Here is a 12,246-nt window from a genome sequence, read left to right on the forward strand (position 1 = left end):
AGAAAAAGGAGAAGAGACAGATGAAAGATTATATTGTAAGAGCGACAGCAGCAGAAGGACAGATCCGTGCATTTGCCATTACTTCCAGAGAGCTGGTGGAGACTGCGAGACAGGATCATAATACCAGTCCGGTAGCTACTGCAGCACTGGGACGACTCCTGAGTGCAGGTGCCATGATGGGTGTCATGATGAAAGGTGAAAAAGATGTGCTGACCCTGCAGATCCGCTGCAATGGACCTATCGGAGGACTGACAGTCACCGCAGATTCCCACGGAAATGTAAAAGGATTCGTGGAGAATCCGGATGTGATGCTGCCTCCCAATGCGAAAGGAAAGCTGGATGTGGGCGGAGCGCTGGACCTTGGATTTTTAAGCGTGATCAAAGATCTGGGGCTTAAAGAACCCTATGTGGGCCAGACAGAACTGAAAACAGGTGAGATTGCAGAAGATTTGACTTACTATTTTGCCAATTCTGAACAGGTGCCTTCTTCCGTAGGACTGGGTGTCCTTATGGAGAAGGATAACACCGTCCGTCAGGCAGGCGGATTTATTATTCAGCTGATGCCCTTCGTGGAGGACAGTGTGGTAGATCGGCTGGAGAAGAAGCTGTCTTCCGTAGATTCTGTCACATCCTATCTGGACAGAGGATTTACACCGGAACAGCTGCTGGAAGAATTCCTGGGCGAATTTGGTCTGGAGATTCTGGATAAACTGGATACCCGGTTCCACTGCGACTGCAGCCGTGAGAAAGTAGAAAAAGCGCTGATCAGTGTGGGGAAAAAAGAGCTGAATGACATGGTACAGGAAGGAAAGCCGGTTGAGGTGAAATGCCATTTCTGCAATACCCCATATGTATTTGATATGGAAGAACTGAAAAACCTGATCAGAAGGAGCAAATAAGATGAAATATGGATTTGTGAAGACAGCAGCGGTCTCTCCGAAGATCCGCGTGGCTGATACAGAGTACAATGCACAGGAAACCATCCGTCTGATGAGGGAAGCCTGGGAGAAGGGTGCCAGGATCATTGTATTTCCGGAGCTTGGCATTACCGGTTACACCTGTTCCGACCTGTTCCGCCAGGATATTCTGCTGGAAGGAGCGCAAAAAGCGTTGCAGGAGATCGTAGCGGCAAGTAAAGGCATGGACGGTCTTTTCTTTGCAGGTCTTCCACTGGAAATAAACGGAAAGCTCTACAATGTGGCAGCTGCTTATTCTGACGGACATTTGCTGGGACTGGTGCCAAAGGCATATATTCCCAATTACAGTGAGTTTTATGAGGCGCGTCATTTTACGGCAGCACCGGTTGGATGCACTTCTGTTACATGGCAGGATGGGACAACTGTTCCCTTTGGAACAGATCTTCTGTTTACCTGTAAAACCATGCCGGGCCTGAAGGTGGCAGCGGAGATCTGCGAAGATCTGTGGACGCCCAATCCGCCCAGCGTCTGCCACGCCATGCACGGTGCGACTGTGATCGTCAATCTGTCTGCCAGTGATGAGGTTACCGGCAAGGATTCCTATCGCCGGGATCTGGTGAAGATTCAGTCCGGCCGTCTGGTATGCGGCTATATCTACGCCAGCGCAGGCGAAGGAGAGTCCTCCACGGATCTGGTATTCGGTGGACATCATCTGATCGCAGAGAACGGCTCCGTGCTGGCAGAGTCTGAAAGATTCACCAACGAGACTATCTATGGAGATCTGGACATTGAACGTCTGGTGGGAGAGAGAAGACATTATACGACCTATGATGTAACTGCAGATCCGGATGGTTATATGGAAATAACTTATGAGATGAAATCTGCGGATGCATCTTTTGACCGTTATGTGGACAAGGCTCCCTTCGTGCCGGGACGGAAAGAGGAGCGCGAGAAACGTTGTGAGGAGATTCTTGCCATCCAGTCCATGGGGCTGAAGAAACGTATGGAGCATACCCATTGTAAAAGCGTGGTCATCGGTATTTCCGGAGGTCTTGACTCCACACTGGCACTTCTGGTGGCAGCAAGAGCAGTGGATCGCCTGAACCTGCCAAGAACCTGTATTACAGCAGTGACCATGCCATGCTTTGGAACTACAGACCGTACTTACAATAATGCCTGTGAGCTGACCAGACGTCTTGGGGCACAGCTTCGGGAAGTGGATATTAAGGAAGCGGTCAGCATTCATTTCCGTGATATCGGGCATGACAGCAGTGTCCATGATGTGACCTATGAGAATTCCCAGGCCAGAGAGCGTACCCAGATTCTGATGGATGTGGCAAACCAGACCTGCGGTATGGTCATCGGAACCGGAGATATGTCCGAGCTTGCCCTTGGCTGGGCAACTTATAACGGTGATCATATGTCCATGTACGGTGTCAATGTATCCGTGCCGAAGACCCTGGTGCGCCATCTGGTACGCTACTATGCAGATACCTGCGGGGATGAAGAGCTTTCCGCAATTCTGTTGGATATCCTTGATACACCGGTGAGTCCGGAACTTCTGCCACCGGAAAATGGAACCATCTCCCAGAAGACGGAAGATCTGGTAGGGCCTTATGAGCTTCATGATTTTTATCTTTACTATATGCTCCGCTTCGGTTTTGCACCGGATAAGATTTTCTATCTGGCAAAGCAGGCCTTTGCAGGGGAGTACGATGATGAGATCATTCTAAAATGGCTCAAAACCTTTATGCGCCGGTTCTTTGCGCAGCAGTTCAAGCGTTCCTGTCTGCCGGATGGCCCGAAGGTCGGTACGGTAGCCGTGTCTCCGAGAGGAGACCTGCGTATGCCGAGTGACGCCTGCGCGAAGCTCTGGCTGGACAGTCTGGAGAAGATCAATTTATCATAACGGAGGAGAAAGTATATGGATAACGAATCAAGAGAAAAATTAAGACCTGTTCTGTATCTGGCAGCAGGTGCCTATCTTGTCTATCTGGCATTTAAGATGTACGGAGGGCTGGGACAGATGGCAGGAACTGAACATACGGTGAGCATGATTGCCATGGTAGTATTCGGCGTGTTCGGAGCTGCAACCTTTATCTTCGGGCTTCTGGTGGCGAAGAAAGTATTTCTGGATCAGAAACCGGGTGCATTCGGGGAGACCCCGGAAGAGACCGAAGAGTCGGAGCAGGAAGAGGAAAAATAAGGAAACTTAAAAAAGTCATAATCAGAAACCTCATTCATATAGTTTATAGAGAGTTAAAGTGCGACTATAAAATATGGAATGAGGTTTTTGTTATGCCGGAAAATGAGATGATGGAGACAGGAACAGATGGAATTGTAGGAAAACTGCAGGTCCGTCTGGTGGAAGAAGGGACACGCCGTCCGGTTGCGGGGGCGGACATACAGATCACCTATGAAGGCAGCCCGGACAGTCCGGTGAAAAGTACGGTGACGGATGAGTCCGGAATGACGGGGATTATGGATCTTCCTGCGCCGGATCCCTCCTACAGTGAAAATTATTCGGAGCAGCAGCCCTATTCGGAGTATACGGTGCGGGTGCTGGCTCCCGGTTATGAAGATGTGGAAGTGGCGGGAACGGAAGTGCTGCCGAATGTGACAGCGATTCAGGAGATCCGGATGCGGAAAGCCAGACAGCAGGAAGAATTTTGGCGGATTGTCATCGGCCCACATACACTTTTCGGCAATTATCCACCAAAGATTGCGGAACCGGAGATCAAGCCGGTGACGGAGACCGGGGAGATTGTCTTAAACCGGGTAGTTATTCCGGAATATGTCATCGTTCATGACGGTGTACCTACGGACAGTACAGCAAAAAACTACTGGGTCCGTTACCGGGATTATATTAAAAATGTGGCTTCCAGTGAGATCTATGCCACCTGGACGGACGCTGCCATCCGGGCAAATGTGCTGGCAATCATGTCATTCACCCTGAATCGTGTCTATACAGAATGGTACAGAAATAAGGGATATGATTTCACGATTACCTCTTCTACGGCATTTGATCAGAAATGGATCTACGGGAGAAATATTTTCCAGGATATTTCTGATGTGGTGGATGAGATGTTTGGAAATTATCTGTCCAGACCCAATGTAAAACAGCCGATCCTCACCCAGTACTGTGACGGGCGGCAGGTATCCTGCCCAAACTGGATGACCCAGTGGGGTTCCCAGGCGCTGGGACAGCAGGGATATTCCACCATTGAGATTCTGAGGTATTATTATGGGGAGAGCATCTATATCAACACGGCAGTGGAGATTGCAGGAGTTCCGTCTTCCTGGCCGGGATATGATCTGGGAGAAGGGTCCGGCGGTACTAAGGTACGGCAGATGCAGGAGCAGCTGAATGTAATTGCGCAGGCTTATCCGGCTCTTCCCATGGTAGATGCGGACGGTATTTTCGGGCCGGAGACCAAAGCAGCAGTAGAAAAATTTCAGTCCATCTTTGGACTCCCGGTGACCGGAATCGTGGATTATCGCACCTGGTATAAAATATCCGAGATCTATGTGGGTGTCTCCAGAATTGCAGAGCTGGCATGATCTGCGGATAACAACGATAATTTAAGAAAAACATAAGAAATAAAGTCTTTGCAATTTAAAAAAAATTGAGTATAATGTAGTGTATCGGTTTGCGGGGTAATCCCCCCCTTGACAGAAGAAAAAAACAGATGCATCATTTGAAATAGATGAAAAGAACGAAAGGAGAACATTTATGGCAGGAACAGATGTAGGAATTGATTTGGGAACAGCCAGCATCCTTGTGTATATCAAAGGAAAAGGTGTCGTATTGAAAGAGCCGTCCGTAGTGGCGTTTGACAGAGATACAAATAAGATTAAAGCAATTGGTGAGGAGGCCCGCCTGATGCTGGGCCGTACACCTGGCAATATTGTGGCAGTACGTCCCCTTCGTCAGGGCGTTATTTCTGATTTCACCGTTACGGAGAAGATGCTGGAGCACTTCATCCGCAAGGCAGTCGGCAAAAAGACATTCCGGAAGCCGAAGATCGCAGTCTGCGTGCCAAGCGGTGTTACCGAGGTAGAGAAGAAAGCAGTTGAGGATGCGACCTATCAGGCAGGAGCAAGAGAAGTATTTATCATCGAGGAGCCGATTGCAGCAGCTATCGGAGCAGGTATCGATATTTCCAGACCGTGCGGAAATATGATCGTGGATATCGGAGGCGGTACCACAGATATTGCAGTCATCTCTCTTGGAGGAACTGTAGTTAGCACTTCCATTAAGATTGCAGGTGATGATTTTGATGAGGCGATTGTCCGTTTCATGAGAAAGAAACATAATCTTCTGATTGGAGAGAGAACCGCAGAAGATATTAAGATTAAAGTAGGAAGCTGCTATCCGAGATCCGAGGTAGACAGCATTGATGTCCGCGGACGTAACCTGGTAACCGGTCTGCCGAAGACGGTAACCGTTACTTCTGAGGAGACTGAGGAAGCGCTGAAAGAGACCACTTCCCAGATTGTGGAGGCTGTTCACAGTGTACTGGAGCGCACGCCACCTGAGCTGACTGCAGATATTGCAGAGCGTGGAATCGTTCTGACCGGAGGCGGAGCACTGCTTCGTGGACTGGAAGAGCTTCTGGAGTCCAAGACAGGAATCAACACCATGACCGCAGAAGATCCCATGAAGTGTGTGGCAATCGGAACCGGTAAATTCGTAGAGTTCCTTTCCGGACATAAGGATGAAGAACCGTAATCAATAAGAAGAACAGATGTGGGGCTGTTGCAGAAAGGCAGAAGATCAAAAATCTGCTTTTTTGAAGCAGCCTTTTTTGTACGGGGTTAAGGATGGAGATACGAAAAGGATATGTGGAACACATTGTGTTCCGCAACACAGAAAATGGATATACGGTTTTTCAGATGGTGACCGACGATGAGGAACTGACCTGTGTCGGTGTGTTCTCCGTGATTTCCGAGGGGGAACTGATTCAGGTGTCCGGCACGATGAAGGAGCATCCCTTATACGGGGAACAGCTACAGGCAGAACAGTATGAACTTCTGGCGCCGGAAGATGAGACGGCTATGGAGCGTTATCTGGGAAGCGGTGCCATTAAGGGGATCGGAGCGGCGATGGCAGCACGGATTGTCCGGAGATTCAAAGGAGATACCTTTCGGATTATTGAGGAAGAGCCGGAGCGCCTGTCAGAGGTCAAGGGCATCAGTGAGCGGAAAGCCATGGAGATCTCGGAACAGATGGCAGAGAAAAAGGAACTGCGTCAGGCCATGATGTTTCTGACTCAGTACGGTATCTCCATGTCACTGGCAGTGAAGATTTATCAGGAATATGGACCGAAGACTTATCAGGTGGTGCAGGAAAATCCGTATCGTCTGGCAGATGACATTTCCGGAATTGGATTTAAGATGGCAGACGAGATCGCGGGGCGGATCGGGATTCATACGAATTCCGATTACCGGATCCGAAGCGGACTTTTGTATGTGCTTTTACAGGCGGCTGCGGAAGGACATACCTGTCTGCCGCGAGAGATGCTGCTTCGCCGGGCATCGGAGCTTTTGCATGTGGCAGCGGAAGATATTGAAGTACAGATGATGAATCTCTGTATGGATCGAAAACTGATCCTGAAGGAAAAGAATGACCAGACCATGGTCTTTTACAGCCAGTATTACTATATGGAACTGAACACGGCCAGAATGCTCCACGACCTGAATCTGACCTGCAGGATGGAGGAAGAGGATATCCTGAAGAAACTGCAGGCAGTGGAACGGCAGGAGAAGATGGAGCTGGATGAGATGCAGCGCCGGGCGGTGGTGGAATCGGTGAAGAACGGACTTCTGATTCTGACGGGAGGTCCCGGAACCGGTAAGACGACAACGATCAATTCCATCATCCGATATTTTGAGACGGAGGATATGGAGATCCTTCTGGCGGCGCCTACGGGCCGTGCGGCCAAGCGAATGACGGAGGCGACCGGTTATGAGGCAGTGACCATTCACCGGCTTCTGGAGCTCTCTGGCGCGCCTTCGGAAGATCGGACACAGGTTTCCTTCGAGCGAAATGAGGAAAATCCGCTGGAGGCGGATGTGATCATTATCGATGAAGTGTCCATGGTGGATATTTTCCTTATGCATGCACTTTTAAAAGCAGTGACGCCGGGGACCCGTCTGGTACTGGTGGGTGATATCAATCAGTTGCCAAGCGTGGGTCCAGGCTGTGTATTAAAGGACATTATCCGGTCCGAAGCGTATCCGGTTGTCATGCTGACGAAGATTTTCCGTCAGGCCAGCCAGAGTGACATTATCGTCAATGCCCATAAGATCAACCGTGGAGAACAGGTGACGCTTGATAATAAGAGCCGGGATTTCTTCTTTCTGGAACGGCAGGATCCGAATGTGATTCTGCGGGTAGTGCTTGCACTGGTGCAGGAAAAGATGCCGCGTTATGTAAATGCGAAGATGTACGATATTCAGGTGCTGACACCCATGCGGAAGGGTGTGCTGGGTGTGGAACATCTGAATGAAATCCTGCAGCGGTATCTGAATCCGCCTGCGGAAGACAAGGCAGAGCGGCAGACTGCCCGGGGGATGTTCCGGGAAGGCGACAAGGTCATGCAGGTAAAAAATAACTATCAGATCGAATGGGAGGCAAAAAACCGGTATGGCATAGCCATCGACAAAGGAACCGGAATCTTTAACGGCGACATGGGTGTGATTCAGGAGATTGACCTGCAGGCAGAGCAGGTGGAGGTCCTGTTTGACGATTACCGGACCGTGACCTACAGCTTTGAAAGCCTGGATGAGCTGGAACTGGCCTATGCGGTCACGATTCACAAATCCCAGGGAAGTGAGTATCCGGCAGTGGTGATTCCGCTGCTCACAGGTCCACGGATGCTCATGAACCGAAATCTTCTCTATACGGCAGTTACGAGAGCCAGATCCTGTGTGACACTGGTGGGAAGTAAGGAGACCTTCCGGATGATGGTGGAAAACAGCAGTGAGCAGGCGCGTTACAGCGGTCTTGCGGACCGCATCAGTGAGGTGGAGCAGCTTGAGCAGATGGAATAAATTTGACCCGGTGGGACTTTTGTTTCCACGCAGATGTCCCGTATGCCATGAGGTAGTGGAAGATTCCGGAGAGCTTGCCTGCGACATTTGCAGGACAAGACTTGTGAGAGTTCGGGATCCATTCTGCGGGAAGTGCGGAAAACCACTCGCCGTAGAAGAACAGGAATACTGTGGGGACTGTATGCGAAAGAAGCATGCTTATGACAGAGGGCGTGCCGCATTTGTGTATGAGGAATGGATGCGGCGGTCCATTGCGCAGTATAAATATGGAGGCAGGAGAGAATATGCAGAATTTTATGCAGAGGAAATTCTGCTGGCCTGTGCGCGGGAGATGATAAGATGGAAAGCGGAAGTACTGGTTCCGATCCCGCTTCATCCATCCAGACAAAGAAAAAGAGGCTATAACCAGGCAGAACTTCTGGCGGCGAAGCTGGCGAAAAAAAGTGGCATTCCAATGGATGCGGACTGCCTTATAAGAACAAAAAGAACCCGGGCACAGAAGGAATTAAGTGACCGGAACCGTCTTGAAAATCTGAAAAACGCTTTTTCCGTTCAGGAAAAAAAGGTTCCCTGTAAACGAATCATTCTGGTGGACGACATCTATACGACCGGAAGTACCATGGACGAAGCAGCCCGTGTTTTAAAGGAAAACGGTGCAGAATTCATATATTTTTTATGCATTTCTGTTGGAAGAGGCTCCTGAGTGTGTTATACTATGTAGTATTGAGGTGGAGACTGCTTATATGATTAATGAAGAGAAAGTAATTCTGATGACCAGAGCTTCTCTCTATGAAGAGAAGCAGAAAAAGAAAGCTTTGAAGATCAGCAAATATTTCCGGCATGACTATATCAGCCTGCAGCTCCTTACTGGATGGTTTTTTGCAACCGTCAGCTTTGCACTCTGTGCGGCACTGTGGGCAGTATGTAATATGGAATATCTGCTGAATAATATACATAAGATGGATTTGAAAAGTTTCGGACTGACCATACTGGTGCTGTATGTACTTACAGTAGCGGTCTATTCTTGTCTGCTGTACGGAGTATGTTCCTACCGCTATAGTCAGGCCAGAAGAAGTGTGGGAAGTTATGCTCAGACTTTAAAGAAGATCTCCGATATTTATGAGAAAGAGGAAGCAGCAGGATCGGAGAAAACAGACGGAGGAGAGAAGCATGACAGCATTACTTGAGATAAAACAGCGCATGAAGGAATTTTATGCGAAATATGATATTTATATTATTCCGGCTGTGAAGTTTATTCTGGCAATGGCGGCGTTTCTTACAATCAACAGCCAGATTGGGTTCATGGAGAAGATTACCAGCCCTGTGATTTCCGTATTGCTGGCACTCTTATGTTCCTTCCTTCCAGTCAACATGATTGCCGTATTTGGAAGCTTGCTTATGTGTGCACATGCCTTTGCACTTTCCTTGGAAGTATTTGCTATGACAGCGGGACTCCTGCTGATCATGTATCTTCTGTATTTCCGGGTTGCCCCCGGACAGGGCTATGTGCTGGTGCTGACGCCGCTGGCATTTCTGCTTCAGATTCCTTATGTGATACCGCTGGTGCTGGGACTGGTAGGAGGTCCGGTCTGTGCGGTGCCCATGGCATTTGGAACAATGCTTTACTATCTGATGTATTATATGAAAACGAATGAAACCATGCTGTCCAGTACGGAAACAGAGGGCATGGCTTCCCGTCTGACCTATCTGGTGGAAAATGTGCTGAACAACAAAGCGGTACTGATGACGATTCTGATCTTTGCTCTGGTGCTGATGGTGGTCTATGCGATCCATCGGATGAGTACAGATTACGCGTGGTACATGGCGATCGGTTCCGGCGCAGTGCTGAATGTGGTGCTGTTCCTGACCGGCGGACTGATCATGCAAGTCAGAATTTCCCTGTTGGGCCTTGTGATCGGTACAGCAGTGTCTGTACTGATCGCACTGCTTGTAGAGTTTTTTGTATTCAGCGTGGACTATTCCAGAACGGAATATGCTCAGTTTGAAGATGATGAATATTATTACTATGTGAAGGCAGTGCCGAAGATGTCCATTGCCATTCCTGATAAAAAAGTAAAGAAGATTAATACGAGACGCAGAAACACAAGGAGAAAACACTAAGCAGCAATTATAAAGGAAAAGGATGTGAGACGAATGAATCTTCAACAGCTTTACAGATATCTTTCGCTGGATGCGCTGCATGTGACATGGACGGATGTGGCGGAGATTATCATTTTGTCCTTTATCATTTACCAGATTCTGATCTGGATTAAGACAACCCGTGCGTGGTCGCTGCTGAAGGGCTTTTCGGTTATCATGGCTCTTCTTGCCGTTGCCGCGATTTTTCATATGAATACCATTCTGTGGATTGCGAAGAACTTCTTCAGCCTTGGTATTATGGCGGTCATCGTCGTATTTCAGCCAGAACTGCGTCGGGCGCTGGAACAGCTGGGTGAAAATAATCTGCTGACGACGATTGTTCCGTTTGACAGTTCCAGAAAAGAAGAACTCAGCATCTCCGATCGGACTATCTCCGAACTTGTGAAGGCAAGCTTCGAGATGGGAAAGGCGCGGACAGGTGCACTGATGGTTCTGGAACAGAGCGTCAGCCTGAATGAGTACGAGAGAACCGGTATTGCCATTGACTCTCTGGTATCCAGCCAGCTGATCCTTAATATTTTTGAAAAAAACACACCACTCCATGACGGAGCTGTGATTCTGTCAGGGGACAGAGTGCGTTCTGCCACCTGTTATCTGCCGCTGTCCGATAATATGACCCTGAGCAAGGCTCTTGGAACCAGACACCGTGCGGCAGTGGGTATCAGCGAGGTCAGTGATTCTCTGACGATCGTTGTATCTGAGGAGACCGGTTCTGTATCGGTGGCAAAGAATGGCCGGCTCTTAAGAAATCTGAATCAGGAGCAGTTAAAAGAACAGCTCCAGACTCTTCAGACCAGAATTTCAGAAAAGAACAGAAAGATTAAACTGTGGAAAGGACGTGGCCGACATGAAGACAAAGCTGCTGAATAATCTGCCGTTTAAAATTATCTCTGTGATAGCCGCAATTGTTCTGTGGCTGATTGTGGTAAATATTGATGATACGGTCGAGACAGATGTATTTAAAAATCTGCCGGTAACCCTGATCAATACAGATACACTGACTTCCCAGGATCAGACTTACCGGATTGAGCCGGGTACCGATAAGGTGAATGTAACCGTCCATGCGAGGAGAACGGAGCTTGCGAAGATCAAGTCTTCGGATTTCGTCGTGACGGCGGATATGCAGAAGGATCTGCGCTATGACAGCATGGTGAAGATCGAAGTTATCTATACCGGAAATGCGACGATCGACAGCATCGAGCAGAGCCGGGAGAATGTACTGGTAAGCATTGAAGAGAAAGCAACAGAGGAATTCAAGGTAACCGTAGATACGACAGGAACGCCGAGTGCGGGACTTGAAAAGGGAACGGTAACGCCTGAAAAATCGCTGGTTGAGATCAGTGGACCGAAGTCTGTGGTGGAACAGGTGAAGAAAGTTGTTGCAAGCGTAAATATCAACGGCATTACAGGAACTTCTGTACTGAACTGTCGTCTGAAGCTGACCAACAGCGACGGAGTGGAGATCGACGATTACTCCCAGCTGGAGTATGAGTGGAAGGATAAAGACTTCTCTGTGACGGTTACAACGCTGAAAAGCAAGGTGGTCGGTATCGGTTTTGATATCAGTAAGGCTGCGCCGGAAGGATATGGAGTGGCTTCTGTGAGCTATAAGCCGGAGACGGTGACTATTGCCGGAGGACAGTCCGATATCCGTCCTATTTATAATCTCAATATTCCGCCGGAGGCGCTGAATCCGGAAGGAAAGACGGGAAGGATAGAGCAGACGGTGGATATCAGTGAATATCTGCCGGAGGATATTATTATTCCGGAAGAGGATGAACATGAGATCGTGGTGACTATGGAGATTGTTGCCATGGAGACGATGGAGTACAGTTTCACGCCGGATCAGATCACGTATACCAATATCAGTGACGGAATCAAGGTGGATCTGGCAAACTGCGAGACACTGGTGCTTCCGGTCAGCGGTCTGGCTTCCGATCTGGCAGGTCTGACCCAGGACAGAATCCAGATAACGGCGGATATGTCAGGTGTAGTACGCGCGGGCAATTATTCTGTACCAGTTATGGTCACCATATCGGACGGAGATGCATTTTCCTGCCCGTCTGACCTGGAAGTTACGGTACATGTAGTTTCCACGGATAATTAAAAAAGT

At 48.9% G+C, this 12,246-nt stretch carries 11 protein-coding genes; all 11 read left to right on the forward strand.

The window, feature by feature from the left end; genetic code table 11:
* Positions 1–20 precede the first annotated feature (20 nt).
* The 11 genes from hslO (at position 21) to LKD36_RS08765 (ending at position 12,240) form a co-directional block, all read left to right on the forward strand.
* Entirely contained in the window at positions 21–899 is an 879-nt protein-coding gene (gene hslO, locus LKD36_RS08715; protein ID WP_118771006.1) for an Hsp33 family molecular chaperone HslO, read from the forward strand.
* Between the two features lies 1 nt (position 900).
* A complete protein-coding gene (locus tag LKD36_RS08720) occupies positions 901–2,826 on the forward strand; it encodes an NAD(+) synthase (RefSeq protein ID WP_308459372.1) in 1,926 nt (641 codons plus the stop codon).
* 15 nt (positions 2,827–2,841) lie between these two features.
* Complete coding sequence (locus tag LKD36_RS08725) at positions 2,842–3,123, forward strand: hypothetical protein (RefSeq protein WP_118771004.1); 282 nt, start codon at positions 2,842–2,844, stop codon at positions 3,121–3,123.
* A gap of 92 nt (positions 3,124–3,215) precedes the next feature.
* Positions 3,216–4,478: a peptidoglycan-binding protein gene (locus LKD36_RS08730; protein ID WP_308459373.1), complete on the forward strand. Its 1,263-nt coding sequence runs from the start codon at positions 3,216–3,218 to the stop codon at positions 4,476–4,478.
* Between the two features lie 172 nt (positions 4,479–4,650).
* Positions 4,651–5,649: a rod shape-determining protein gene (gene mreB, locus LKD36_RS08735; RefSeq protein ID WP_118771003.1), complete on the forward strand. Its 999-nt coding sequence runs from the start codon at positions 4,651–4,653 to the stop codon at positions 5,647–5,649.
* Between the two features lie 92 nt (positions 5,650–5,741).
* Entirely contained in the window at positions 5,742–7,973 is a 2,232-nt protein-coding gene (recD2, locus tag LKD36_RS08740; protein ID WP_308459374.1) for an SF1B family DNA helicase RecD2, read from the forward strand.
* Positions 7,957–8,676: a ComF family protein gene (locus LKD36_RS08745; protein WP_308459375.1), complete on the forward strand. Its 720-nt coding sequence runs from the start codon at positions 7,957–7,959 to the stop codon at positions 8,674–8,676. Before recD2 ends, LKD36_RS08745 begins: the two co-directional genes overlap by 17 nt.
* 40 nt (positions 8,677–8,716) lie before the next feature.
* A complete protein-coding gene (locus LKD36_RS08750) occupies positions 8,717–9,160 on the forward strand; it encodes a hypothetical protein (protein ID WP_118771000.1) in 444 nt (147 codons plus the stop codon).
* Complete coding sequence (locus LKD36_RS08755) at positions 9,144–10,094, forward strand: hypothetical protein (RefSeq protein ID WP_308459376.1); 951 nt, start codon at positions 9,144–9,146, stop codon at positions 10,092–10,094. The genes LKD36_RS08750 and LKD36_RS08755 overlap by 17 nt, the downstream gene beginning before the upstream one ends.
* Before the next feature lie 33 nt (positions 10,095–10,127).
* Positions 10,128–11,003, forward strand: coding sequence for a diadenylate cyclase CdaA (gene cdaA / locus LKD36_RS08760; protein WP_118770998.1), 876 nt, complete (start codon positions 10,128–10,130; stop codon positions 11,001–11,003).
* The gene (locus LKD36_RS08765) at positions 10,981–12,240 is read left to right on the forward strand and encodes a CdaR family protein (RefSeq protein ID WP_308459377.1); all 1,260 of its coding nucleotides are present in this window, start codon (positions 10,981–10,983) and stop codon (positions 12,238–12,240) included. The genes cdaA and LKD36_RS08765 overlap by 23 nt, the downstream gene beginning before the upstream one ends.
* The last annotated feature ends 6 nt before the right edge of the window (positions 12,241–12,246 follow it).

Source organism: Hominiventricola filiformis (assembly GCF_020686965.1).
In the GTDB taxonomy this organism is placed as follows: Bacteria; Bacillota; Clostridia; order Lachnospirales; family Lachnospiraceae; genus Hominiventricola; species Hominiventricola filiformis.

Excerpts from the sequence above, each read along its gene's own strand:
- cdaA (WP_118770998.1), top strand. The coding sequence starts at position 10,128 with ATGAATCTTCAACAGCTTTACAGATATCTTTCGCTGGATGCGCTGCAT.
- LKD36_RS08750 (WP_118771000.1), top strand. The coding sequence starts at position 8,717 with ATGATTAATGAAGAGAAAGTAATTCTGATGACCAGAGCTTCTCTCTAT.
- mreB (WP_118771003.1), top strand. The coding sequence starts at position 4,651 with ATGGCAGGAACAGATGTAGGAATTGATTTGGGAACAGCCAGCATCCTT.
- recD2 (WP_308459374.1), top strand. The coding sequence starts at position 5,742 with ATGGAGATACGAAAAGGATATGTGGAACACATTGTGTTCCGCAACACA.
- hslO (WP_118771006.1), top strand. The coding sequence starts at position 21 with ATGAAAGATTATATTGTAAGAGCGACAGCAGCAGAAGGACAGATCCGT.
- LKD36_RS08725 (WP_118771004.1), top strand. The coding sequence starts at position 2,842 with ATGGATAACGAATCAAGAGAAAAATTAAGACCTGTTCTGTATCTGGCA.
- LKD36_RS08765 (WP_308459377.1), top strand. The coding sequence starts at position 10,981 with ATGAAGACAAAGCTGCTGAATAATCTGCCGTTTAAAATTATCTCTGTG.
- LKD36_RS08730 (WP_308459373.1), top strand. The coding sequence starts at position 3,216 with ATGCCGGAAAATGAGATGATGGAGACAGGAACAGATGGAATTGTAGGA.
- LKD36_RS08720 (WP_308459372.1), top strand. The coding sequence starts at position 901 with ATGAAATATGGATTTGTGAAGACAGCAGCGGTCTCTCCGAAGATCCGC.
- LKD36_RS08755 (WP_308459376.1), top strand. The coding sequence starts at position 9,144 with ATGACAGCATTACTTGAGATAAAACAGCGCATGAAGGAATTTTATGCG.